Annotated in this window: 19 protein-coding genes, 1 tRNA gene and 1 pseudogene; 9 read left to right on the forward strand and 12 right to left on the reverse strand. The window is 67.4% G+C overall.

The features are described 5' to 3' along the window. The first annotated feature begins 37 nt into the window (after positions 1 to 37). Together GOPIP_RS23400 and GOPIP_RS23405 are read left to right on the forward strand one after the other, a co-directional pair. A complete protein-coding gene (locus tag GOPIP_RS23400; RefSeq protein ID WP_006372311.1) occupies positions 38 to 1,075 on the forward strand; it encodes an ATP-binding cassette domain-containing protein in 1,038 nt (345 codons plus the stop codon). After that, entirely contained in the window at positions 1,072 to 1,908 is an 837-nt protein-coding gene (locus GOPIP_RS23405; RefSeq protein ID WP_006372312.1) for an ABC transporter permease, read from the forward strand. Before GOPIP_RS23400 ends, GOPIP_RS23405 begins: the two co-directional genes overlap by 4 nt. On the opposite strand, the pseudogene GOPIP_RS29970 reads toward GOPIP_RS23405, so the two are convergent. Next, positions 1,890 to 5,190, reverse strand: a pseudogene (locus GOPIP_RS29970) (AfsR/SARP family transcriptional regulator). The gene GOPIP_RS23405 and the pseudogene GOPIP_RS29970 sit on opposite strands and share 19 nt — an antisense overlap. Positions 5,191 to 5,269: 79 nt before the next feature. Here GOPIP_RS29970 and GOPIP_RS23415 point away from each other — a divergent pair. Continuing rightward, the gene (locus GOPIP_RS23415) at positions 5,270 to 5,788 is read left to right on the forward strand and encodes an SRPBCC family protein (RefSeq protein WP_006372315.1); all 519 of its coding nucleotides are present in this window, start codon (positions 5,270 to 5,272) and stop codon (positions 5,786 to 5,788) included. Positions 5,789 to 5,834: 46 nt separating this feature from the next. Here GOPIP_RS23415 and ilvA read toward each other — a convergent pair whose 3' ends face one another. From ilvA to GOPIP_RS23430, 3 genes are read right to left on the reverse strand one after another with little or no spacing between them, the layout of a single operon-like run. Further along, positions 5,835 to 7,034 carry a threonine ammonia-lyase gene (gene ilvA / locus GOPIP_RS23420; RefSeq protein ID WP_006372316.1) on the reverse strand — a complete coding sequence of 400 codons (1,200 nt, stop codon included), beginning with the start codon at positions 7,032 to 7,034 and terminating at the stop codon, positions 5,835 to 5,837. Positions 7,035 to 7,042: 8 nt separating this feature from the next. After that, complete coding sequence (locus GOPIP_RS23425) at positions 7,043 to 8,197, reverse strand: cystathionine gamma-synthase (protein ID WP_006372317.1); 1,155 nt, start codon at positions 8,195 to 8,197, stop codon at positions 7,043 to 7,045. 40 nt (positions 8,198 to 8,237) lie between these two features. Then, on the reverse strand, positions 8,238 to 9,638 hold the full coding sequence (locus GOPIP_RS23430) for a cystathionine beta-synthase (RefSeq protein WP_014359406.1): 1,401 nt from the start codon (positions 9,636 to 9,638) through the stop codon (positions 8,238 to 8,240). A gap of 139 nt (positions 9,639 to 9,777) precedes the next feature. Between GOPIP_RS23430 and GOPIP_RS23435 the strand changes: the two genes are divergently transcribed. Further along, positions 9,778 to 10,716, forward strand: coding sequence for an SGNH/GDSL hydrolase family protein (locus GOPIP_RS23435; RefSeq protein ID WP_006372319.1), 939 nt, complete (start codon positions 9,778 to 9,780; stop codon positions 10,714 to 10,716). A 19-nt stretch (positions 10,717 to 10,735) separates the two neighbouring features. Here GOPIP_RS23435 and GOPIP_RS23440 read toward each other — a convergent pair whose 3' ends face one another. After that, the gene (locus GOPIP_RS23440) at positions 10,736 to 12,151 is read right to left on the reverse strand and encodes an MDR family MFS transporter (RefSeq protein WP_006372320.1); all 1,416 of its coding nucleotides are present in this window, start codon (positions 12,149 to 12,151) and stop codon (positions 10,736 to 10,738) included. 85 nt (positions 12,152 to 12,236) lie between these two features. On the opposite strand from GOPIP_RS23440, the gene GOPIP_RS23445 reads away from it, so the two are divergent. Both GOPIP_RS23445 and GOPIP_RS23450 read left to right on the forward strand, forming a co-directional pair. After that, a complete protein-coding gene (locus GOPIP_RS23445; RefSeq protein WP_006372321.1) occupies positions 12,237 to 12,839 on the forward strand; it encodes a TetR/AcrR family transcriptional regulator in 603 nt (200 codons plus the stop codon). A 59-nt stretch (positions 12,840 to 12,898) separates the two neighbouring features. Continuing rightward, entirely contained in the window at positions 12,899 to 14,122 is a 1,224-nt protein-coding gene (locus tag GOPIP_RS23450) for an acetyl-CoA C-acetyltransferase (RefSeq protein ID WP_006372322.1), read from the forward strand. Positions 14,123 to 14,190: 68 nt separating this feature from the next. Here GOPIP_RS23450 and GOPIP_RS23455 read toward each other — a convergent pair whose 3' ends face one another. The 3 genes from GOPIP_RS23455 to GOPIP_RS23465 all read right to left on the reverse strand — a co-directional run bounded on the left by GOPIP_RS23455 (position 14,191) and on the right by GOPIP_RS23465 (position 18,161). Continuing rightward, positions 14,191 to 15,048, reverse strand: coding sequence for a Bax inhibitor-1/YccA family protein (locus tag GOPIP_RS23455; protein ID WP_035728780.1), 858 nt, complete (start codon positions 15,046 to 15,048; stop codon positions 14,191 to 14,193). A gap of 121 nt (positions 15,049 to 15,169) precedes the next feature. Continuing rightward, entirely contained in the window at positions 15,170 to 15,850 is a 681-nt protein-coding gene (locus tag GOPIP_RS23460) for a TetR/AcrR family transcriptional regulator (protein ID WP_006372324.1), read from the reverse strand. Further along, positions 15,804 to 18,161, reverse strand: coding sequence for an MMPL family transporter (locus GOPIP_RS23465; protein ID WP_006372325.1), 2,358 nt, complete (start codon positions 18,159 to 18,161; stop codon positions 15,804 to 15,806). The genes GOPIP_RS23460 and GOPIP_RS23465 overlap by 47 nt, the downstream gene beginning before the upstream one ends. 166 nt (positions 18,162 to 18,327) lie before the next feature. On the opposite strand from GOPIP_RS23465, the gene GOPIP_RS23470 reads away from it, so the two are divergent. Beyond that, positions 18,328 to 18,404: transfer RNA gene (locus GOPIP_RS23470), tRNA-Leu, on the forward strand. A gap of 498 nt (positions 18,405 to 18,902) precedes the next feature. Here GOPIP_RS23470 and GOPIP_RS29205 read toward each other — a convergent pair. Beyond that, positions 18,903 to 19,370 (reverse strand): hypothetical protein, encoded by a 468-nt coding sequence (locus GOPIP_RS29205; RefSeq protein WP_196813425.1) that lies wholly within the window; start codon positions 19,368 to 19,370, stop codon positions 18,903 to 18,905. Between the two features lie 208 nt (positions 19,371 to 19,578). Between GOPIP_RS29205 and GOPIP_RS23485 the strand changes: the two genes are divergently transcribed. Together GOPIP_RS23485 and cynS are read left to right on the forward strand one after the other, a co-directional pair. Beyond that, on the forward strand, positions 19,579 to 19,815 hold the full coding sequence (locus tag GOPIP_RS23485; RefSeq protein ID WP_006372328.1) for a DUF4190 domain-containing protein: 237 nt from the start codon (positions 19,579 to 19,581) through the stop codon (positions 19,813 to 19,815). A gap of 119 nt (positions 19,816 to 19,934) precedes the next feature. Next, complete coding sequence (gene cynS / locus GOPIP_RS23490; protein WP_006372329.1) at positions 19,935 to 20,387, forward strand: cyanase; 453 nt, start codon at positions 19,935 to 19,937, stop codon at positions 20,385 to 20,387. 79 nt (positions 20,388 to 20,466) lie between these two features. On the opposite strand, the gene GOPIP_RS23495 is transcribed toward cynS, so the two are convergent. From GOPIP_RS23495 to GOPIP_RS23505, 3 genes are all read right to left on the reverse strand, one after another. Continuing rightward, entirely contained in the window at positions 20,467 to 23,568 is a 3,102-nt protein-coding gene (locus GOPIP_RS23495; RefSeq protein ID WP_006372330.1) for an FAD-dependent oxidoreductase, read from the reverse strand. Next, the gene (locus GOPIP_RS23500) at positions 23,565 to 23,828 is read right to left on the reverse strand and encodes a 4Fe-4S dicluster domain-containing protein (RefSeq protein ID WP_006372331.1); all 264 of its coding nucleotides are present in this window, start codon (positions 23,826 to 23,828) and stop codon (positions 23,565 to 23,567) included. Before GOPIP_RS23500 ends, GOPIP_RS23495 begins: the two co-directional genes overlap by 4 nt. Positions 23,829 to 23,974: 146 nt before the next feature. Further along, positions 23,975 to 25,243: a chloride channel protein gene (locus tag GOPIP_RS23505; protein WP_240524195.1), complete on the reverse strand. Its 1,269-nt coding sequence runs from the start codon at positions 25,241 to 25,243 to the stop codon at positions 23,975 to 23,977. Positions 25,244 to 25,329 lie beyond the last annotated feature (86 nt).

Raw genomic sequence — 25,329 nt, forward strand, 5'->3', positions numbered from 1 at the left:
AAGCGCGACGACAGCCACACCGGGCACAGTGGTGTCCATGACCAAAGCACTGCATACCAGCCCGGCTCCGGGTGGCGCGGCTCGGACCACCGACCTCGCCATCGACGCCCACGGCCTGGTCAAGACATTCGGTAACAACCGCGCCGTCGACGGCGTGGACCTGGCCGTCCCCACCGGTTCGGTCTACGGCGTCCTCGGCCCCAACGGCGCCGGCAAGACCACCACGGTCAGCATGCTGGCCACCCTCCTGAAACCCGATGCGGGGTCGGCGACGGTCTTCGGATACGACGTCGTCTCCGACGCCGTCGCGGTCCGCTCGCTCGTCGGTGTCACCGGGCAGTACGCCTCGGTCGACGAAGACCTCACCGCCACCCAGAACCTCGTCGTCTTCGCCCGGCTCCTCGGTTTCTCCCGCAAGGCCGCGAAGTCACGCGCCGAGGAACTCCTCGACGAGTTCTCCCTCACCGACGCCGCCGACCGGCCGCTGAAGAACTTCTCCGGGGGCATGCGTCGCCGCCTGGATCTCGCTGCCAGTCTCATCGACACCCCGCCGCTGCTGTTCCTCGACGAGCCGACCACCGGCCTCGATCCCCGTACCCGCGCCCAGATGTGGGACACCATCCGCAATCTCGTCCGCGGTGGGTCGACGGTGCTGTTGACCACGCAGTACCTCGACGAGGCCGACCAACTCGCCGATCGCATCGCCGTCATCGATCACGGACGGGTCATCGCCGACGACACCGCCGACGGGCTCAAGAACTCGATCGGCGCGGCCACCCTGCAGCTGCGGCCCGCGGACCGTGCCGACGCCCCGCGCGTCGCGGAGATCGTCGAGCAGATGCTCGGCGAACCCGCCGCACTGTCGGCCGAGGCCGGCCGGGTCTCGGCGTCGTTGCACCGCCCCGACCTCGTCCCCGACATCCTCATCGCCATGCGTGAACAGAACATCACCGTCGACGAGATCAACGTCCAGAAGCCCAGCCTCGACGAGGTGTTCATGACGCTCACCGGCAAGCCCGCGGAGACCGATGCCGACACCTCCACCGACGACTCCACCGAGGAGACCCAGTCATGACCACCACACTCAACCGGACGTCCACCCCGTCGGCCATCACCACGCGCGAAGTGCGTGACAAGGTGAAAACCTCTGTGAGCCTTGGCGAGACCATCCGCCAGTCGTTCACCATGGCCTATCGCGGCGTGCTCAAGATCCGGCACAACCCCGAGCAGCTGTTCGACGTGACGCTTCAGCCGATCATCTTCACGCTGATGTTCACCTACATCTTCGGTGGCGCGATCAGCGGCAACATCCACTCGTATCTGCCGGTGATCATCCCCGGCATCATGGTGCAGACGGTGATCACCACCTCCATCGTCACCGGCACGCAGCTGCGTGAGGACATGGACAAGGGTGTCTTCGACCGATTCCGGGCCCTACCCATCGCGCGGATCAGTCCGCTCGCCGGCGCACTGCTCGCCGACATGATCCGCTACCTGATCGCCACCACACTGACCATCGTGATGGGCATCATCATGGGCTGGCGCCCCGACGCCCTCGGCGCCATCGGTGCCGCCCTGCTGGTCATCGTGTGCAGCTTCGCGATCTCCTGGATCTTCGCACTCATGGGCTGCTTGATGAGCAAAGCCTCAGCCGTGCAGGGCATCTCGATGCTGATCCTGTTCCCGCTGACCTTCATGTCCAATGCCTTCGTCCCGGTCAGCACCATGCCCGGCTGGTTGCAGGGCTTCGTCAACGTCAATCCGATCAGCCATCTCGTCACCGCGGTCCGGGAACTGACCGCCAACGGACACATCGGGATTCACGTTGTATGGTCGCTGATCGGTGCGGCCGTCATCACCGCGGTGTTCGCACCGCTCGCGGTGCGCGCCTATATGCGCAACGCCTGAGCATCATCGACACGCCTCGACGCCAGGATGGCCTGCAACCGTGCGGCCGCCTGGCGTCGAGACATCTCGGCCACCGCGGCGGTCGCACCGTCCCACTGTTCCTCGGTGAGCCCCGACAGCTCCTGCATGTGCTCGGAGACGTAGACGAAACCCGGATAGTCGCGTCGGGCCCGTAGCCGTTCGGACAGCATCATCAGTTGCGCACCGTCGCGGCGGGTCCGCTGATCGGCGCACAGCACATACCCCGCGGCCAAGGCCATCGACCCGGCCTGCGGCGAATCGTGCCACCCCAACGCCGAGAACGTCGCGGTCACACCATCACCCAGGACCGACAGGTACTCTCGCGCCACCTCTGTCAGTCCGACCCGCATCAGACCGACGACGGCAACGCTGACCATCATCAGCACACCGGGATCCTGGGCACCGAGGGGATGCTCACGCATCAACTGCCGCCCCGCCCGCCGATAGAGGTCGCCGGCGAGTTCCTGCTCACCCGTGGCGAATCGGTACTCGGCATGTGCGAGCATCAACGCCGCACCGAGTTCGGCGCTGCCCTGCGGGTCGGGCTGATCCGGCGTCCACCCGTCCGAGACGACGTCGAGTTCGATTGCCGCCGAATCCAGTTCGCCGATCGCGATCAGCGTGACCACCAGGTAGGTGCGGGTCTGGATCTCGTCCTCATAGGCGCCGAGCCGGATGAGGTCGGCGATGCCCTTGCGATAATGCTCCACCGCCTCCCACCACCGCATCTGTTGTCCCAGCACGCTGCCGACGCTGACCTCGACCATCGCCGACATCCAGGTGTCGCCGCTGTCGACAGCTCGGTGCCGCAGTGTCTCCCCGTCGCGCAGGGCACCCTCGAGATCGCCCATGTTCTCGCGGATGTTCATCCGCGCCCCCAATGCCACAGTGGCCACCCGATACTCGGCAGACCGTGTGCCGCGGACGATGTGACGCATCGCCTCGAAAGCAGTACGACTGAGCGCACACGCGGTGATCAGGTCGGTCGGTTCGTCATAGGCATGATCGGGTCGATGGAGCAGGCGCAAGTGATAGCGGCCCTTCGCGAGTGCACGCAGATCTCGCCGCATCACCTGGTGGGCGAGCGCGGCGAGCAACGACGCCTGCCAGTCTCGCCGCACATCGTCGGCGAGCTCTCGCGGAGGGGTCGGAACCACCGCGAGAATCCTTGTCCCCCAGGTCAACACCTCGGCATGCAACCCCCGCGCCATCCACAGTCCGGACAGCACCGGGAAGATCCGGATCACGGTCAGCAGCGTCTGGGTCGGGCCCTCGGCCGTCAGCCCCGGTTCTCCGTCGGCCAGACGATCCAGGCATCTGCGCATCACCCAGACGAGATTCTCGGCGTCGGCGGCCACCGTGCTCAGCAGAACATCGTCGACCCCCGCGTCGTAGCGTGCGGCCGCGTCGACGCAGAATTCACGCGCCCACCGCCACATCCGGTGGTCGACCTCCGCGGACTCCTCCGGGATGGCGCCGAGTTTGTCCTCCCCGAACTCGCGCACCGTCTCCAACATTCGGTACCGCACGCGTCCACCGCTCTCGGTGACCTCGAGCAAGGACTGGTTGACCAGTGCGGCGAGCGTGTCGTCGAGTCGGAATCCGCGGTAGCCCAACACCGTTGCGGCCGCGTCGGTGGTGAATCCCCCGGGGAATCGGCACAACCGGCACAACGCGATTCGCGCGTCCTCGTCGAGCAGTTCCCAGCTCCAGTCGATGACCGCATAGAGGGTGCGGTGCCGATCGGGCGCGCTGCGGTCGGCACCGCGCAACAGTGCGAACCGTTCGACGAGGCGATCGGCGATCTCCTCGACGGTCATCGTGCGGATTCGGGCGGCGGCCAGTTCGATCGCCAGCGGCAGACCGTCGAGGTGGCGACACAATGCCGCCACTCGGCCCGGCGGCAACAACGCGTCGGGCCTCACCGCGCGGGCACGGGTGACGAACAGTTGCACTGCCGGTCCGGCCTCTCGCGCGTCGAGGGTCGGTAGCAGGTGGATGCGCTCCGAGGGCAGCATGGAGTGGTGAGCGGCTGGTGACCAGGACCCGGATGTGGTCGTCGGCGGCGAGTAGGTCGGCGACGATCTGGGCGCACCGGTCGATGACCTGTTCACAGTTGTCGAGGACGAGCACCGCGTCGCGACCGCGCACGGCGTCGAGCAGCCGGTCGTGCAGGTCACCGACGCTCATGCGCGGGCGGTTACCGCTCAGATCGGACTCACCGACGCCGAGCGCCGCAGCGATCGCCGGGACCACGTCGTCGTCGGCACGGATCGGCGCCAGGGGGACATAGAAGACCGAGGCGCCGGTCTCGACGAGCCGATGACCGACGCGGTTGGCCACGCGGGTCTTGCCCACGCCACCCGGACCCTGGATGGTCACCACCCGACCGGTCTCGATGGCCGACACAATCGCATCGACGTCGGCGTCCCGACCGATCAGCGCGGTGGTGTCGGCGAGCAATCCGATGCCCCGACCGCGACGAACGGTCCGGGGCACCTCTGTCGGCTCCGCGACCGAAGTGTCGGTGCCGCTGAGCAATTGGGTGTGCAGCGCACTGATCTGGGCGCCCGGGTCCACCCCGAGTTCGGCCGAGAGCCGCCGACGGAGTCCGGTGTAGACCGCGATGGCGTCGGCGACCCGCCCCGCAGCGGCCAATGCCTGCATCAGATCCAGATGCGCGGACTCGTCGAGAGGGTCGGCGAGGCACCGTTTTTCGGCGATCGAGCGTGCCGTGACATGGTCGCCGGCTGCCATGGCCGCAGCGTAGCGGGAACGGTCGAGGCGATCGGCGACCTGCCGGGCGCGGGCGGTCAGCTCGTCGATCAGCCCGCCCGGTTCGTCGGTACCGAGATCATCGCCGGGGGTCCCGCGCCACCAGATCGCCGCGCACTCCGCGTCGTCGGTGGAGGCGATCATCTCGGTGACGACGTCGAGATCGGTGCGGCAGCCGACGAGCCGGTATCCACTGCCCGACCCCTGCAGGTGGGCGGCGCCGAGCAACTGCCGCAACCGGGAGATCTGGGTGTGCAACGCCGAGCTCGGCGACCGGGGCGCGTCGTCGCCCCACACGTCGTCGATGAGTCGCTCGGCCGATCGGGTCCGTCCATCGGCCAAGGCCAGCGACGTCAGCAGGCGCTTGGCACGAAGACCGGGCACCGGAGTGGCCTGCGGTGCGTCGGAGTCCGAATCCGGGTGCGGCGCAGCGATCACCGACACCGGACCGAGCAGTCCGATGATCACCTCCCCGTCATGAGCCACCCCGCCAGCGTAGTGGACTCCGCCGACGGACAGACGGATCGTGGCGGTGCACGGGGAGGCGATGCCCTAATCTCGACTCATGGCGCGCACCTATGACCTCGAACCGTTCGACCTCGACTTCTTCGACACGGCCCCGATCTCCTATCGCATCGACATCAACATCCCGGTGTCACCGCAGCGCGCGTGGGCCGAACTGACCAGGCAGAACACACTGGACTGGTGCAAGGCGATCAAGTCGATCGAGTTCACCTCGGCGGCGCCCTACGGAGTCGGCACCACCCGGCAGGCGTCACTCGCCCCGGGCTATGTCACCCTCTCGGAGGTGTTCTTCGACTGGACCGAGGATGCCGAGAACTCGAGCTACCACAACGCTTTTCGCGTCGCGAAGGTCAATGTCCCCGGGATGCGGCGGTTCGGCGAGTACACCGAGATAACCCCGGCGGCAGTCGGGTCGCGTCTCGTGTGGGCGTTCGCCCTCGAACTCGGCCCGTCGTCGCGGGCGCTGAATGCGTTCTCCAACCCGGCCTCGGTGCCGGTGTTCAAGAGCATCGAATCGGACACCCTGCGGCACTTCGCGCATCTGACCCCGCAGGCCTGACCCGGACCGGGCGCTCAGCCCCTCAAGGCCCTGCCACCCCAACGGTTCAGCGCAGGAAACCCGCCTGAGCCAGCGCCTCGCGCACCGTCGCCTGGTGGTCGGGCCCCCGGGTCTCGGCGCTGACGGTCACCTGCACCTGCCCGAGCGCGAGTCCCTCGGCGACACGTGAATGGACCACGTCGACGACGCTGGCACCCTGGTCGCGCAGCATTTCCAGCAGCGAGATCAGACCCCCGGGGCGGTCGGGCACGGTGGCGGTGACGGTGAGGAACCGTCCGGCGGCGCTCAGTCCGGTCGTGGTGACGTGGCTGAGCACGAGCGGATCGATGTTGCCGCCGGAGGCCACCACACACACCGGCCCCGACAACTGTCCACACGCGCCTTCCACCACCGCCGCGACCCCGGCGGCCCCGGCCGGTTCGACGAGGAGTTTGGCGCGCTCGAGCATCAGGAGCAACGCGGTCGCCAACGCGTCCTCGTCGACGGTGACGACGTCGTCGACGAGTTCGGTCACGTGGGCGAACGGGACCTCCCCCGGGAGTGCCACCGCGATGCCGTCGGCCATCGTCGCCATCCGCGCCGCGGCCGTCGGCGATCCGGCAGCCAGCGACTGTGGCCACGCGGCCGCTTCTGCGGCCTGCACACCGATGATCCGCACGTCGGGGCGAACGGGTTTGACCGCGGCCGCGATACCGGCGAGCAGCCCGCCACCGCCGAGCGGCACCACGATCGTGCCGACGTCGGGCATCTGCTCACAGATCTCCACGCCGACCGTCGCCTGCCCGATCACGATGTCGCGATGATCGAACGGGTGGATCAGTACTGCTCCGGTGCGCTCGGCGAATTCGCGTGCGGCGACCAGGGATTCGTCGATGGTGGCACCGACGAGCTCCACCTCGGCGCCATAGGCGCGGGTGGCGGCGATCTTCGGCAGGGCCGCGCCGACCGGCATGTACACCCGCGAGGAGATCCCCAGTCTGCTCGCCGACCACGCCACGCCCTGCGCGTGGTTGCCCGCACTGGCCGCGACCACACCGCGCTCGCGTTCGGCCGGGTTCAGCCGGCTGATCCGGTAGTAGGCCCCGCGGGGTTTGAACGATCCGGTGCGTTGCAGGTTCTCGCACTTGAGCCAGACCTCGCGGTCGGCGCGCTCGCTGAGCACCCGGGACGCGACCATCGGGGTACGACGCATGACGCCGCGCAGTTCGGTGACGGCGTCGGCGATCTCGGACGCGGTGATCAGCATGGGCGTCGCTACTGCAGTGCCTGCTCCAGGTCGGCGAGGATGTCGTCGACGTCCTCGATGCCGACCGACAGCCGCACGAGGTTGGCGGGCACCTCGAGCAGCGAGCCCGCCGTCGACGCGTGGGTCATCGCGCCGGGATGCTCGATGAGTGACTCGATCCCGCCCAGGGATTCGGCGAGGGTGAACACCTCGGTGCGCGCGCAGAACTTCTGGGCGTCCTCGATGCCGCCGGCCACGAGGACCGAGACCATCCCGCCGAAACGCTTCATCTGCTTGCTCGCGACCTCGTTACCGGGGTGCATCGGCAGTCCCGGGTAGAGCACGCGGTCGATCCGGTCGTGATTCGACAGGTAATCGACGACGGCTTCGGCGTTGTCGCAGTGCTTTTCCATCCGCACTGCCAGGGTCTTGATGCCGCGCATGGTCAGGTAGGCGTCGAAGGGCCCGGGTACCGCACCGGCCCCGTTCTGCAGGAAGGCGATCGCGTCGTCGAGTTCGGCGTCGTCGGTGACCAGAGCGCCGCCGACCACGTCGGAGTGCCCGCCGAGGTACTTCGTCGTCGAGTGCAGCACGACGTCGGCCCCCAGCGACAGCGGCTGCTGCAGGTACGGTGTGGCAAAGGTGTTGTCCACCACCAACTTTGCGCCGGCGTCGTGGGCGATCGCGGCGGTCTGTTCGATGTCGCCGACGTTGAGCAGCGGATTGGTGGGCGTCTCCACCCACACCAGCTTCGTCTGCGGGGTGATCGCCGCACGGATGGCGTCGGCGTCGGTGACCGGCGCAACCGAATAGGTGATGCCCCACTGGGTGAAGACCTTGTCGATGAGCCGGAAGGTGCCGCCGTAGGCGTCATTCGGGATGACCAGATGATCCCCGGGGCGCAGGCACGCACGGAGCAACGCGTCGGTGGCGGCCATCCCGGAGGCGAAACCCCGTCCGTAGGTGCCGTGTTCGATCGCGGCGATGTTCGCCTCGAGCACCCGGCGCGTCGGGTTGCCGGTGCGGGCGTATTCGAATCCGTCGCGCATGCCGCCGACGCCGTCCTGGGCGAAGGTCGAACTGGCATAGATCGGGACGTTGACCGCCCCGTTGAGCGGGTTGGGCTCGTAGCCGGCGTGGATGGCGTCGGTCGCGAAACCGCGGGGACGCTGCTGGGAACTCACGGGATAACTCCTCGTCGGTGGACGTCGGGGGAAGCCGGTGTCAGCCGGCGGTGATGGTCGGATGGGTGCTGACGAAGGCCAGCAGATCGTGGCGGGTGATGACGCCGATCGGCTTGCCGTCCTCGACCACCATCAGCGCGTCGGTGTCCGAGAGCGCCTTGGTCGCCGCCGACACCGGCTCGCCGGAACCGATGAGCGGGAACGGTTCTCCCATGTGCGCCGACACCGGGTCGGCGAGGTTGGCGCGGCCCTCGAACACGGCGCTGAGCAGATCCCGTTCGGTGACCGCTCCGGCGACCTCGCCGGCCATCACCGGCGGCTCGGCACCGACGACCGGCATCTGCGACACCCCGTATTCACGGAGGATCTCGATGGCGTCGCGCAGGGTCTCCGACGGATGGGTGTGCACCAGGTCGGGCAGTGCACCGGTCTTGCCGCGCAGCACGTCGCCGACGAGCGGTTCGGTGGCCTTCGCGTCGAGGGGGGTCCGCAGGAAGCCGTAGCTGCTCATCCACTCGTCGTTGAAGATCTTGGCCATGTAGCCGCGGCCACCGTCGGGCAACAGCACGACGACGACGGCGTCGGGCCCCTCGCGCTCGGCTACCCGCAGTGCCGCGACCACGGCCATCCCGCACGATCCGCCGACGAGCAGGCCCTCCTCACGGGCCAGACGTCGCGTCATGTCGAAGGAGTCGGCGTCGGAGACCGCGATGATCTCGTCGGGCACGCTCGGGTCGTAGGCCTCCGGCCAGAAGTCCTCGCCGACACCCTCCACCAGGTAGGGCCGTCCGGTGCCACCGGAGTACACCGACCCCTCGGGGTCGACACCGACGACCTTTACCGCGCCGCCGGAGACCTCTTTCAGGTAGCGCCCGGTGCCGGTGATGGTGCCGCCGGTGCCGACACCGGCCACGAAGTGGGTGACGGTACCGTCGGTGTCGGCCCAGATCTCCGGACCGGTCGTCTCGTAGTGACTCTGCGGCCCAGCGGGATTCGCGTACTGGTTGGGCTTCCACGCACCGTCGATCTCGCGGACCAGCCGGTCGGAGACGTTGTAGTAGCTGTCGGGGTGCTCGGGTGCGACCGCCGTGGGGCAGACGACGACCTCGGCGCCGTAGGCGCGCAGCACGTTGCGCTTGTCCTCGCCGACCTTGTCGGGGCAGACGAACACGCAGTGGTATCCGCGCTGCTGTGCGACCAGCGCCAGACCGACCCCGGTGTTACCCGACGTCGGCTCGACGATGGTGCCGCCGGGCTTGAGCGCACCGGATTTCTCGGCGGCCTCGATCATGCGAAGCGCGATGCGGTCCTTGCTGCTGCCCCCGGGGTTGAGGTATTCGACCTTGGCCGCCACCAGCCCGGAGCCGGGCGTGACCACCGAATTGAGTTTGACCAGGGGCGTGTTGCCCACCAGGTCGACGACGTGATTGGCGATGCGCATGCCTTCCATGGTCCCAGAACCGTCTCCGTCGTTTCCATCCGACGTCGGTTCCCGGATCGCCGAACATCGCCGTGCCGATGGCGACCCGCAGACCCGCAGGTCACCGGTCGTCGGCAGAAGCATCGGTAAGCTGTCACCCGTGACCGGTCCGCGCCCCACCGACCACCATCTGTTGCGCGATCTCGGGGCCACCGCGGCCGCGACGACCGCCGCTGCGGGCATCACGTGGGGTGGCTACAACCTGCTGGTGTGGCAGGCGCAGAAGGCGCGCACCGTCATCCCGCACCGCACCGACAACGCTCCCGACGGAGACGGGATCTATCGACCCGACGGCAGTGGCCCGCATCGGGTCACCCGCGACAACCGCGATGAGATCGAACTACATCTGGCGGTGTTCGGGGATTCCACCGCCGCCGGTCTCGGCGCCGACACCGGCGCGCAGACGCCGGGCGCGCGGGTGGCCCGTCGAGTGGCCGTCGAGACCGGGCACGTGGTGCGCTACAGCAACAAGGCGATCGTCGGTGCGACGTCGAAGGGCCTGGCCGCGCAGATCGACGCCATGCTCATCGCCGGCGATCGTCCCGACATCGCGGTGATCCTGGTGGGCGCCAACGACGTCACCGCCCGCAACGGCGTTCGCGCCTCGGCGGGCCGACTCCGGTCGGCGGTGAGCAGGCTGCGCGCCATCGACGCCCAGGTGGTCGTCGGTACCTGCCCCGATTTCGGTGTGATCACCGCGATTCCCCAACCGCTGCGCTCGGTGCTGCGGATATGGGGCATGCGACTGGCCGCGCGGCAGAAGGCCGCGGTCGTCTCGGCAGGCGGGCGTGCGGTCCCGATGGCCGATCTGCTGGCGGAGGACTTCCGCGACGCCCCGGACCGGATGTTCTCCTTCGACCGCTACCACCCCTCGGCCGACGGATATGGGCTCGCCGCCGACATCCTGCTTCCGGAGGTGCTCGCGGCGCTCGGCGAGTGGGGTCCCGAGCCGCTGCCCGAGCCGCCCGAGGTGTCGCCGTCGGTGGACAACAGCAAACTCACCGAGAGGATCCTGCGGATCGCGCGCACGGTGCGCTGAGCGTTGCCGGTTGTCGCTGTCAGACCGCGGCGCGGCCGTCGGGCAGCAGCAGCGAGGCCGCGGCGCCGACGGCGGCGAGACCCGCAGCCCACCAGAACGCGTCGTGGAAGCCGGTGCCGGCACCCATCCCGGCGGTCAGCACCACTGCGAGCAAAGCCGTGCCGAACGATCCGCCCACCTGTTGGAAGGTCCGGTTCAACATGCTGACGTCGTGACGTGCCGAGCCCGGCAGCCCGATGAAGCCGGCCGACATCAGCGGCGACAGCAGCGTCCCGAGACCGAAGCCGCGGACGAGCAGCACCACCATCAGCCAGACCGTGTTGGTGTGATCACCGGCGAGCGCGAACGGAAGCGTCGCCGCGGCCACCACCGCGAAGCCGGTGACCGCTACCCAGCGCGCGCCGATCGTGTCGGTGAACCGTCCGGCCAGGCTTCGGGTGGCCAGCGCCCCGACCCCCTGCGGGATGAGCACGAGCGCGGCCTGCAGGACAGTGTCACCCCTGATCTGCTGAAAGTACAAGGGCATCAAGAACATCGCGCCAAAGGAGGCGATGCCGAAGAAGCACAATCCAAGCGATGACACGCTCACCGAACGCCGCCGCAATTCACCGACGTTGACCAGGGCGACTCCATTCCGACGCAGCGCATGCCAGGTGAAGGCGGCGGTCAACACCACGCCGGCAGCGACCGGAACGATCACGTCCATCTGCCCGATTCCGTTGTGCGCGTTGGAGAGACCGAGGAGCAACGCCGCCAGCCCTGGCGCGAGCAGCAGCAGTCCGAGTATGTCAAGCGGTGCCGCGGAGCTGCGGTCGGCGGGGATACGTCTCGCCAGGATCAGCGCGGCGATACACAACGGCACGTTGACCAGGAACAGCCATCGCCAATCGAGCCAGTTCAGGATGATCCCGCCGACCACCGGCCCGAGGATCGGCCCGAGCGCCGTCGGCAGACTCACCATCGCCACCAGCCGGCCCAGCGCCACCCCGCCGGAGGCCGCCACCAGGATCGACGTCATCAGCGGCATGATCAGCCCGGCACCGAATCCCTGGATCACCCGAAAGGCGATGAGCGAGTCGATGTTCCACGACGCCGCGCACATCACCGATCCGGCGAGGAACAGCACGAGCCCGCCAGTCCATGCTGCGCGGGAGCCGAATCGGGTTGCCGCCCAACCCGCCAGCGGAACAGCCACCGCGAGTGCGAGAAGATACCCCGTACTCACCCATTGCACGGTGCTCACCGTCGCGTGCAGATCCCGACTCAACGCGTCGAGCGCGATGGTCACGATCGTGGTGTCCAGAATCGGCGCGACGAGTCCGACGATGACCGCGATCGCCACCCTCCGGACCTCGCGCGGTACCTCCTGCGTCGGCGGCGTTTCGCCGACGGTCTCGTGGCCGTTCGCACCTTCGTCGTGCCGCACGGTGGACATGAGCGGGCCTCGTTCCCCATAGAGTCATTAAGATACATTGGTGTATCTAGTTCTCGACCGTAGACCGGCGCGATAAGATACGCAAGTGGATCTTGAGGAGCGGGCGAAACCGACCCGTCGCCGTGGGGCGGAACTCGAGGCGGCGATCCTCGACGCCGCATGGGATCAGTTGCGTGACCGCGGCTACGGCGGTCTGACGTTCGAGGCGGTGGCCGAGCGAGCGGGCACGAGCCGACCGGTGCTCTATCGCCGATGGTCCGACCGCGCGGACCTGGTGCGTGCGGTGATCCGACGCCGCGGCGAGCTGGCCGCTCCTGTCCTCGCCGATACCGGGACGCTGCGTGGCGATCTGCTGGCCGCGTTACGCGACGCCAACCGCAACCGGTCGAACTTCCTGGTCATGCTCAGCGCCGCGCTCGGCGAGTTCTACGCCGAAACCGGGGACACCCCACGCGATCTCCGCGCAGTGCTGTTCGGCGGTCGGCCGTCGAACCTCGACACGATCCTCGAGCGAGCGGTCGCCCGCGGCGAGGTCGACCCGGCCCGACTCACCGCGCGAGTGGTCGCGGTGCCGTTCGACCTCTACCGTCATGAGGTGATGATGACGCTGGCGCCGGTCGCCGATGAAACGCTCGAGGAGATCGTCGACGAGGTCTTCCTGCCGTTGGTCACGCCGCGCCCCGGATAGCCGCCCGCACCCGATGGCGCCCGATCGGCCGCATCGCGCGGTCCAGTAATCTGGGCCACATGCCTGAAGCCGTGATTGTCGCCCATGCCCGCTCCCCGATCGGCCGCGCCGGGAAGGGGTCCCTGAAGGACATCCGCCCCGACGAGCTCTCTCGCCAGATGATTGCCGCCGCACTGGCGAAGGTTCCCGAACTCGACCCGACCGACATCGAGGACATCCACTGGGGTATCGGCCAGCCCGCCGGACAGGGTGGCTACAACATCGGCCGCGTGCTCGCCGTCGAACTCGGCTACGACCACATCCCCGGTGTCACGGTGAACCGCTACTGCTCGTCGTCGCTGCAGACCACCCGGATGGCGTTGCACGCCATCCGATCCGGCGAAGGTGACGTCTTCATCTCCGGCGGCGTCGAAAGCGTCTCGAGCTTCGGGATCTCCGGTGGTGCCGACGGCGCCCCGAACTCCAAGAACCCCATCTTCGACGACGCGATCGCCCGCACCGAGAAGACCGCTCAGGGCGGTGCCCCGGCGTGGCACGATCCGCGTGAGGACGGCATCCTGCCCGACGTCTACATCGCGATGGGTCAAACCGCCGAGAATGTCGCGAGCTTCACCGGCATCTCCCGCGAGGATCAGGATCGTTGGGGTGTGCGCAGCCAGAACCTCGCAGAAGAGGCCATCAAGGCCGGCTTCTTCGAGCGCGAGATCGATCCGGTGACCCTGCCCGACGGCACCGTGGTCAGCACCGACGACGGTCCGCGCGCCGGCACCACCTACGAGAAGGTCAGCCAGCTCAAGCCGGTGTTCCGCCCCGACGGCACCATCACCGCGGGCAACGCCTGCCCGCTCAACGACGGCGCGGCCGCCCTGGTGATCATGAGCGACACCAAGGCCAAGGCGCTCGGGCTGACCCCGTTGGCCCGGGTGGTCGCCACCGCCGCGACCGGACTGTCGCCGGAGATCATGGGACTCGGCCCGATCGAGGCGATCCGCAAGGTGTTGAAGGTGTCGGGGATGTCGTTGTCCGACATCGACCTGGTCGAGATCAACGAGGCCTTCGCGGTGCAGGTGCTCGGCTCGGCCGACGCCCTCGGCATCGACCACGACAAGCTCAACGTCTCCGGCGGTGCGATCGCCCTCGGCCATCCCTTCGGCATGACCGGTGCCCGCATCACCACCACACTGCTGAACAACCTGCAGACCCACGACAAGACCTTTGGCATCGAGTCGATGTGCGTCGGTGGCGGCCAGGGCATGGCAATGGTGCTCGAGCGCCTGAGCTGAGCTGATCAGAACAAAGAAGAACCCCGCTCCTTCGCAGAAGGAGCGGGGTTTCTTTTGTACCGAAGGAACTAGTCCGACTGGAAGTAGCTCAGCAGTCGCAGGATCTCGACGTAGAGCCAGACCAGGGTGACCGTCAGGCCCAGGGCCACACCCCAGGCGGCGCGGTCGGGGGCGCCTGCTCGGATGAGGCGGTCGGCGGCATCGAAGTCGACGAGGAAGCTGAACGCGGCCAGCGCGATGCAGATCAGCGAGAAGATGATCGCGATCGGGCCACCGTCACGCAGGATGCCGGCACCGCCGGTGAACAGGCTCATGATCAGGTTGCCGACCATCAGCACGATGACCCCGATGAGCCCGGCGAACAACATCCGAGTGAACCGCGGGGTCACGCGGATCGCACCGACCTTGTAGACCAGCAACATGCCGAAGAACACACCGAACGTGCCCAGGACGGCCTGCCCGATCAGTGCGCCGGCACTGGTGCCGCTGACCATCCAGTTGGCGAAGACGTAGGAGATCGATCCGACGAACAAGCCCTCGAACACCGCATACCCCAGCACGATCGCCGGATTGTCCTGCTTGCGCCCGAACGAAGCGATCAATACCAGGACCAGCCCGACGATGGCACCGATGCCGAACAGCGGCATCGCGAGCGCTTCGTTCGCCGACACCAGGAAGTAGGCCGCGATCGCCGAGGTGGTGAGCACGCCGAGGGTGATGGCGGTCTTGGTGACGACGTCATCGATGGTGAGCTGCCGGGTCGTCGTGGTGGGCTGCTGGGTGTACGGCGGCACCTGCTGGCCGTACTGGTTGTACATGGCTGCCTGACCGGCACCGGCCGCACCGGTGCCGAAGCCCGCATAGCCGCCGGCGGTTTGATTGTCGCGGACCACGCCGCGCATCACCGGATTGCTGCTATCTCGCACCTGGCGCTCCCTATCTGAACGTGAGTGGGTATCTCGTCTGGACAACGGGCGATCACCCGTCAGAGTTCCGACTTTACCTTCTCTTGACCATTCGCGTCAGGAGCCGGGTCCGACAAATCGGTCAGCGGGTGCTCAGCTCGGACAACAGCCGGCGGACCTCGTCGGGCTCACAGGCCGCGGTCACGCCCATCACGGCCCGGCCCACACACATCGCCCGCAGCATCGTTTCGGCACGTTCGAGGTCATCGCCCCAGTTCAGACTGGGCTTGGAGATCATCAGCGAGGCGATACCGTGGGCAGCCGACCACCATTCGAGGACGATGTCGGCAACTTCCCCTGCCTCGAACATCCCCGCCTCGGCGAGTTCGGTCACGGTGCGCGAGAACCGCACGACCGCCGACGTGGCGAGGACCTCGTCGACCCTTGTCGGGGTGTCGGCGGTGACACGGGAGAACGCTTGCCGATACAGCACCGGGGTCGACAGCGCGAACCGGATGTAGGCCATCCCGAGGCTCAGTGCCCGCTCGAGCGGGTCGCCGACCCCGGCCTCGGCGTCGGCCAGTTTCTCGTCGAGTTGCTCGAAGTAGTGGGCGCACACGGCGTCGAGGAGTGCGTCCTTGTCGGCGAAGTGCAGGTAGATCGATGGCGGCGTCACCCCGACGCGGGTGGCGACGGCACGGATCGACACCGCCGAGGCATCTGCCTCGTCGAGGAGCAGGTCGGTGGCGGCGTCGATGATCTCGTCGGCGAGCAGTTCACCCGATCCGCGGGGGGATCGGGTCCGCCGCCTCTGGATGGTCACGTTTCTCCTGAAGGTCCGGTATGGGCTGGTGGTCGGTGGGGTCCTCTGCTGGTGGGCGTTCGTCGGCATCCGGAGGGTCGGACGGTGCTGCCTCGGTGAGGCCGATGCGATCGTGCAGCGCCCGCAGCGGACGTGGCGCCCACCAGTTGGCGCGGCCGGCGATCCGCATGAACGCCGGTACCAGCAACATGCGAATGACCGTGGCATCCATCAGGACCGCCAGTGTCAGCCCCACGCCGAACATACGCATGAACGACACCTGAGAGGCAGCGATTCCGGCGAACACGATGCTCATCAGCAGGGCTGCTGCGGTGATCACGCGACCTGTGCGTGCCAAACCGATGGCCACGGCGTGATCGTTGGCCGCCCGTGTGCGGTCCGAGGCCAGCCACTCCTCACGGATTCGGCCGAGCAGGAACACCTCGTAGTCCATCGACAGCCCGAAGGCGATGCAGAACATCAACACCGGCATGGTGGCCACCAGGAACCCCGTTGCGGTGGTTCCCAGTCCGCCGAGATGGCCCTCCTGGAAAAACCACACCATCGCCCCGAACGTCGCCGACAGCGACAGCACGTTGAGGACCAGCGCCTTCAGCGGCAGGACGACGCTGCCGGTGAACAGGAACAGCAGGATGAACGTGGCGATGGCGATGACACCGAGCACCCACGGCAGATGCGCGTAGATGGAGTCGACGGTGTCGGTGTTGCTGGCTTGTAGCCCCGCGAATTGCGACGTCATGCCCTCCGGGACGGGCGCTGCACGCAGGGCTGCCAGCTCGTCGGCGCCGGCGTCGGTCAGTGGCTCGGCGCTGCCGCTGACCGACAGCAGCGCGGTGGTGGTGCCGTCGGCCGCCGTGTGGAGGTCACCGGGCTGCGGTGGTGCCACCTGCCTGCCGTCGACGAAGGTGCCGGCGGCACCCGACACCGAACTGATCCCGTCGACACGCGACAGGGTTTGCGCGTAGTCGATGCGTGTCGGGTCGGTGCCACCGGTGACGACGGCGGTCAGTGCGCCCGAGAGGTTCTCGGCGAAGTCGGCGCGCATCTCCTGCGACACCTGGTGCACGGTGGCCGTCTTCGGCAGGACCCGGTCGTCGGGGAAGCCGAAGGTGATCGACGCGAACGGCGCACCGAGGACCAGGAGCACCAGGATCGCACCGGCACCCACCGGAACAGCATGCCGCAGAACACCACGGACGAACCGATACCACCGGCCCTGCTCGATCGGGACCGGTGCGGGCGCGTTCCGACCGAGGAGGCGGCGCAGTGGTCTGCGGGCGTCGAGTGCATCGATACGCGGGCCGAGCAGCATGAGCATGGCCGGGGTCAGCACCAGTGCGGCGAGTACGGCGACGACGACCACCCCGAGCCCCGCGTAGGCGAACGACCGCAAGAAGTACATCGGGAAGATCGCCAAGGCGCACAACGACAGTGCGACGGTGACGCCGGAGAAGGTGACCGTCCGGCCTGCCGTCTGCATCATCACCGCGATCGCCGACCGCGTGTCCCGGCCGGCGGCGAGTTCTTCGCGATATCGGGTGACCATCAGCAGGGTGTAGTCGATCGCCAGCGCCAAACCCATTGCGGTGGTGAGATTCAGCGCGAAGATCGACACGTCGGTCATCGACCCGATGACGCGCAGCATCGCGAAGGTCGCAACGATCGCGACGACGCCGACGAGGATCGGCAGCAGCGCCGCCACCACTCCCCCGAACACGACGATGAGCACGAGGAAGCTGATGGGGATCGCGATGGCCTCGGCGACCGCGAGGTCGCGGGTGGTCTGCGCGTTGACGTCGTGGAAGACCATCGCCTGCCCACCGGCCCGGATGGTGATGCCCTCACGCGTGCCGCTGTAGCGCTGGGCGAGTTCCTCGGCGTAGCGCGGCGCATCGTTCTCACCGCCGGCCAGAGTCGTGACGATCAGCGCCGACGACTTGTCCTTGCTCAACAACGCCGGAGCGAGGTCGGGATTGGTCCAGACCGACAGGATCGGTTGTTGCACATGACCACTCGAGCTCAATTCGGAGACGATCTGTTGGCCGGTCGTCTTCGCGGCCGGGTCGGTCGCCATGTCGACGCCCGGCGCGCCGTCGAGCTTGAGAACGAACTGCGGACCACCCCGATCGAAGGTCTTGTCGATGACCGAGGCCGCCTTCGCCGACTCGGAGTTCGGATCCTCGTAGCCGCCGGCAAGCAGATGACCCGCCGCGGACGCGCCGTACAGTCCACACCCCACGAGCAGCACAAAGGCCACGGCGAGAACGGTTTTGGGAAATCCGGTCAAGAACCGGGTCAAACGATCCAGCATGGCCACTCCAGCCGTGGAAGGTGAGTTACCCCCGTTAAGTTATCGGTAGTAAGTCAACGGGTCAAGGCCGTGTCCACCGTGTGACGACGATCCTTCGCTCAGCACCCGCCGCATGGATGCGATCCGCCGACGACGATCCGAGGCGGCCGTGGCATGCTGTTGACGCGCCCCTATAGCCCAATTGGCAGAGGCAGCGGACTTAAAATCCGCCCAGTGTCGGTTCGAGTCCGACTGGGGGCACCACGGGTGACGAGCCTTCGCCGCGGCCACGGCCGACGAGCGAGCACATCGCACGCATCGGCTCCCATGAAGCAGTCGTCCCGATATCCAGTCCCCGCCGTCACCGAGAAAACAGGCGCAATCGAATCGGCCGAAACGGCCATAACGCACTCCAGCAATATCCGCGAAAGCGGCACACCCGTCGGGAGAATATCGGCCACCAAGAGGAATCAATGGGCTTGGCCACCGCTACCGAGGGAAATAATATGGCGAATTCCGCAACAGGTTTCCCACCAGTGATCAATCGGCAAAAGCGACAAACCGATCCACAGCGATATCGCAGCAGAACTCGGGTCTGAATTCTCCCGATATTCGGTATTGGTCTCAACATTTATGCGCCGGTGCAGCCCCTGGGTTGTACGAGCGAAACGGCGGTAATCGATATTCGGCTCCACCAATAACTGAACACGCGGTTACCGGGAAACAACTGCCCCCGGTAACCGGTCGTTCACACCCGGTCACTCAGCTGCCGCAGACCTTCATCCCATAGGCCTTCGCCAGTTGGTTGGCCTTGTCGAGCGATGGGTTCTCGAACTGACCCGCCGGGCTGCTGGCGACGGCGGATAGGCCCTGGTCCAGGGCGTTCCAGATGTCGTTGACGGCGGCCTGGTCCTCGGGCGGCGGCGTCAGGGCGCGCAGCTTCTGGAGTTCGGTGCGATATGTGCTGAGAAAGAGATCCTTCTGCTGCTCGGCGCCCGACGGGCCGGCCGGAATACTCGACGCGCTCTGCGACGCCTGGGAATTATCTGCTGCGCAGATGGCGTCGGCGGCTTTGATGAAATCCGGTTTGGACAGGGCCACCGCAGCCATCGATGACGTCGCCGAACTGCTGTTGTCCGTCGACGACGAATCGGAACTCGTCCCGCATCCGGCAAATAGGACAGTGGCGGCCATCGTGGCGGTGGCAGCAATGAGAGTGGAGCGGCGCATCGATTTTCTCCTCGTCGTGAACGGACACGAAAGTGTCCGATGAACAAATACCGCACTCGTGTTGCCGCTGTCCACCGCTTCTGTATAAAGTCTGCTGACCCCGGATCGGCGATCACCAAATCATCCACATCCGGGAATCCGACAGTCGACAGACGGCCATATCCACGACCGTGCTCCGACACGGCCATATTCAAGGACCGACTAATTCATGAACGTCATCAACCCGGTGCAGAAGAATACGAAGGCCACGGTCAGTCTGGTGCTGGGGATCGTCTCGATCTTCTGTCTCGGCCTGATCGCAGGAATCCCGGCGATCATCGTCGGTCGTCAGGCGCAGACCGAATCCCCCGTCGGGCACGGCAAGGCCCAGGCCGGGATCGTGCTGGGCTGGATCTCCATCGTGCTGAGCATCATCGGGGTGATCATCGCCGTCACGAGCCACTGAGTCACCAAGCCCCGGGCCGATCCCGCCGCGTATCGCGCGGCGGGATCGGCTTTCCGGTGGACGAATGCCACCACGGTGGTCAAGGTGGATAAGCCATCCGCACCAGCAGAGGAGACCCGATGACCACCGCCATCATGCCGAAATCACACGCCGCGGAATTGATCGTCGCCGAACGCATTCGACGGGGCCTGACCTGGGCCGACATCGCCGAGCACATCGACGCACCGCTGGTGTGGACGGTCGCGGCGCTACTGGGCCAACATCCGGTCCCCGCCGACAAGGCGATCACGCTGTGTGCCTTCTTGGGACTCGACGACAGGGTCGTGGAAAGTCTCGTGCGCCAACCGACCCGCACCGCCGACGACGCCGCCGCATCGGACCCGACGATCTACCGTTTCCACGAGGCGCTCGCCGTATACGGCCCGGCGCTCAAGGAACTGATCCACGAAGAGTTCGGCGACGGCATCATGAGCGCCATCAACTTCAGGGTCGACTTCGCGCGCAGATCCGATCCCGACGGCGACCGCGTCGTCGTCACCTTCGACGGGAAGTTTCTCGACTACCGCTGGTAACCGATACCCGTCGGTTCGTCACTGAAGTTCTCGATCACCCGCGCAGTCGTGTATCGCGTTGTAGCGCCGTATGACCGGTTCACCGGGCGGCGACGGCCTCCGCCCGTGAGCGTTCCTTGTTCTGCCCCTTCCACGCATACCCGCCGGAGGCCTCGAACGGGTCCCAGTCGGGTCCGTGGTCCGGCAGGGCCGAACGGTCTCCCAGCACCACGCCGCGACGGAACTCCGCGAGCAGATCGCGTCCCAGGATGTGCGATGCGGTTCCGACACCACCGCGAAGGGTGAACGCGATCCCGTAGAGATGCACCGTCGAGGCGCCCGCGAGGAACAGACCGTCGATCTCCGTGCGCACCGACAGACGACGTCCCGGACCGATCTGGTCCTTGGCGTTCTCCGGCCCGTACGGCATGCGCGAGAGCGTGTATCGCTCATGCGACATCGGCGTCGCGGACTCCTGCCACACGATGTGGCCGTCGAGTTCGGGCATCGCGGCGAGGACCCGTTCCATGGCCGCCGCCTCGATCTCGGCCTTGCGACGGACGTACTCCGGGGACCACTTGTAGGCGGTGCCGGCCATCGGGTCGCCGCCACCCCAGAACTCGTACTCGGCGGGCACCGCGGTGAACGCCTCGATGCTGCTGTGCCCTTCGGCGCCGAAGTGCTTGACGCCCTGCGTCTTCAGCGTCGGCGAACTGATCGCCAGCCAGCCCTGCGGATCCCAGTCCCCGCCATCGAGGAGCCGATAGGTCTCTGCGACGTCGTACCGACCGTGCAGGATGTAGTTGGTTGCCGGCCGGATCGTCGAGATGTCGATGTCGGCGGCGATGTACGTCGAGAAGATGGAGTGGGGGCGCCGGAACCGACGCATGCGGTCCAGGGTGCGACGACGCAGATGCTCGGGGCCGACCAGGTCGAAGAAGGTTCGGTGTGCGTCGGCGTTGCTGATGACGATGTCGGAGTGACAGATTTCGCCGTCGCACAGGGTGACCCCGCGCACGCGTCCATCCTCGACGTCGATCGACGCCACCCGGGCCTTGGTGCGAATCTCTCCCCCGTTGGCCTCGATGACCTCGGCCAGGTTCGCCCCCAATACCTGCCCACCCTGGGTCGGGAAGTATGCCCCCGCCTTGAAGTAGTGCTGCAGCAGCGCCGCCACCAGCAACGCCGGGGTCCGGGCCGGCGGCGTGTTGTGCAGGTGGATCAGTGACAGCAATGCTGCGCGGGCCTCGAGCCCGAGATGGTGACGGTCGAACAGCCTCGCGATGGGCTGCTCGAGGGCCCGGGCGACCAGGGCCGCCTCGCGGGGGCGGGTGGCCAGCGGCAGCACCGCGCGGACCGAATGCGGGACGTCATTGAGACGTTCGAACGCCTCTCCCACCGAACGCAACTCGTGCACACAGCTCGCCAGGCCCGCGGCGTCACCGGGAAACGTCGCGGCGAGTTCGTCGGCGAAGCGATGCCAATCGGTGGGGACGCGGAAGGTGTGGTCCGGGAACGAGACGGTGTCCATGCCATCGTCGTCCATCCGCGACCATTCGATGCGGTCCTCGACCCCCAGGCCGCGCAGCACCGCGGGGATGAAGTTGTCCGATCCCGGGACGCATCCCCCGACATAGTGGACTCCACAATCGAACTCCCACTTGCCCTTACGCCGGAATACCTGCGAACAACCGCCGAGGATCTCGTGTTGTTCGAGAACCAGGACCGACTTGCCCGCAGCGGCCAGGCATGCCGCCGCCGACAATCCGCCCAGACCCGACCCGATGACGATCACATCGTGGCGCCGCGGCGGGGTCGGGCGATGTGAGCGGGCTGTGCGCACCAGTTCGTCGGCGTCGACGATCTTGCGTCGCGGGCTTCCGACGTCGCTGCCGTCGAGCCGTTCGCGGATGTCGATGCCGCGCCAGCCGGGCAAGGTGGTGACCTCGGGTCGGCGCTGGTGCACCCAGGTGTCCAGCGCCGCGCGGTCACGCGCACCCGCTCGCGGCAAGCGGTCCGCGTCGAGGTCGGCCAGCAGTGAGCGCACGGTGTCTCGGGCGCACTTCTTGTTGGTGCCGATCACGCCGACCGGACCCCGTTTGATCCATCCGCTGACGTAGACACCGGGCATGTTCTCCACCCGACCGTCCACATTCGGGATCACCCCCCGTGCGGAGTCGAACGGGATGCCGGGCAACGGTTGTCCGCGATATCCGGTGGCGCGCACCACGACACCGGACGGCAGCGTTTCGGTGTCCCCGGTCTGCTCGACGGTCCAGGAATCACCGACCCTTCGGTTGCGCATCACCCGGACGGCCTCGACGCGCTGCTGTCCGATCAGGGCGACCGGCGCTGCGAGGAACCGCAGCACTATTCGGCGGTTGTCGTCGAGGGGTGTCGTCTGCGAGTACCGGATCAGGCTGTCGTGCTTTCGCCGCAGTGGCCCGGCGGCCGGAATGTCCTCGACCGTCGCCAGCTCCTGCGGGTGCGCGACGACGTCGACGCCCGGGAGGTCACCGAGTTCCTCGAGTTCCGCGGCGGCGAACGCACCGGCCAGGTGCCCGCGCCGACCGAGAACCACCACCTCCCGAATCCTGCTGTGCTGCAGTTCCTCGGCGGCATGTTCGGCGATGTCGGTCCGACGCAGTGTGGCCGGCGGCGTGGCGAGGACACGAGCGACGTCGAGCGCCACGTTCCCGTTGCCGATGATGACCGCACGTTCGGTGTCGAGATCGAGATCGAGTGCCGCGTATTCGGGAGTTCCGTTGTACCAACCGACGAACTCACGCGCCGACAGGCTGCCCGGCAACTCCTCACCCGCAATTCCCAGGGGCGCATCGGCGGCGGCGCCGACCGCCAGGATGACCGCGTCATACCACCGGGCGAGCTCATCGACGCCGATGTCCCGGCCGACGTCGATGTTGCCCCAGAACCGGAATCCTTCTCGGGTGGCGACGGATTCGAAGAGGTGACCGATGAGCTTCTTGTCCGGATGATCGGGTGCGACGCCACCCCGGATCAGTCCGAACGGCGTCGGCAGCTTGTCGAACATGTCGACCTCCATCGGCCGATCGGTCAAGGAGACCATTCGTCCGTCGAGGTAGGTTCCGGCGATGCCGGCCGAGAGCAGATGACGCGCGGTGTACATCCCCGCGGGCCCCGATCCCACCACCGCGATGCGGTAGGACTCGGGCGCGATCACTTCAGGCCTCCGGTGAAGTAGTCGCGATTGATCTGTTCGTAGGCCTTCCACCGCGCGGGCAGTCGGTCGGCGTCGAACACCGCATCGATCGGGCACGCCGCCACGCACGCGCCGCAGCCGATGCAGGTGTCCGGATCGATGAACAGCTGTTCCACCCGATCGAACTCCGGATCGTCGGGCGACGGATGGATGCACCCGACCGGGCACGATTCCACACAGGAGTAGTCGGCGATACAGGGTGCAGCGATGACAAACGGCATATCGATCCTCGGGTTCCCTTCGGGCTGTGCGCTGGATCACAAGCCTAGGAGCGGTGTCGGGGTCTGCCATCTCCCGCGAGGGCTACTTGCCTATCCCGATGGGGGGGGTGTCCGACCTCGTCTCGACCGAGCGAAGGTCCGGGCGGTCACCGGTTCCGGTGGCCACGCGAGCGGATCGCGAAGCGACCACGAATCCCGTTCCCTCGCAGAATCGGAACACCCGTCTGCACCCCGTACCCCACCACCGCGATCAGGGCTAGGGCAAGCAGGAACGTCGGTGGCGGATGGGCCAGCTCCCAGGCGAAGACGACGGCGAACAGCGGTGCTCGTTGGGAGAAACCCAGGAACGCCGCGGCGGCTAGTAGGGAGACCGCGGCGGGATTGATGTCCCAGCCGGTCCAGTGCTCGGCCAGGATCGCGACGGCCGCACCGAATGCGGCGCCGGTGGCCAGTGCCGGGGTGATCAGGCCGCCAACCGCACCGGCGCGCAGATGGGTGGCGGTGAGGACGGGTTTGAGCAGCGCTATGGCCGCCACCGTGAGCAGAGGTCCGCCGCCGCCGAGTGATTCGGTGATGATGGACTTGCCGTTGCCGGGTAGTTCGGGAAACCATAATGCGCTGATGCCGGTCAACGCACCGGCACCGGCCAACGCCGGGATCAACCACCATCCCGAGACCGGTTGTTGCTGAACATGACTCATCAGTCGCGAGAATGCTGCACCCAGGGCCATGCTCGCCGCCACGGCGGCTGGTGCCACCACCGCGACCGCCGCGGTGAGATCGGCGCCGGGCCAGACGAATGTCGGCCGATCGCCGACAACCGGCCACGCCGCGACGACGGCCAGTACCGACGTCAACGTCGCGGTGAGTACCTCGCGAGGGCGCCACGAATGCAGCAGGAGCTGGATGGTGAACAAGGCGCCGGCCAACGGCACGTTGTACACCGCACCGAGCCCGGCGCCGGCCGCCGACGCCAGCAACACCCGGATGTCCGATTCCGGCAACGGGATTCGACGGAGGACGAGGTCTGCGGCGACGGCCGCGAACTCGCGGGCAGCTCCCTCTCGTCCCAGCGATGCCCCGGTCCCGACCAGCAGGATCTGCAGCGACGAGTCGGCGGCACGGGGAGCCGTCGCCACGGGCTCCCCGCGCTCGATCGCGACGGTCAATGGGATCAGTTGCCGACGACGTCGCAACCACCACCAACCGGCACCGGCGAGCGCCCCACCGACCACGGGCCCGGCCACGCGGCGCCAGGCGGTCGCTGCGCTGATCCCGTCGAGCAGTGTGCCCGACCAGTAACCGAACGTCACATGCTGAATCGCTTTGAGTACCACGGCGGTGGCGCCACCGGCGAGACCGGCCAGCACACCCGCGGCGATCACGCCGAGCACGAACCAGCCGAACCTACGCATCACGCTGTCCATGATGCGGCAGCGTCACCCGGCGAGCCGGGATCGCGGTCGGCGATGCACCCGCCAAGGGGTGCCGGCGAGGCACT

The organism is Gordonia polyisoprenivorans NBRC 16320 = JCM 10675 (assembly GCF_000241325.1).
GTDB classification, from domain to species: domain Bacteria; phylum Actinomycetota; class Actinomycetes; order Mycobacteriales; family Mycobacteriaceae; genus Gordonia; species Gordonia polyisoprenivorans.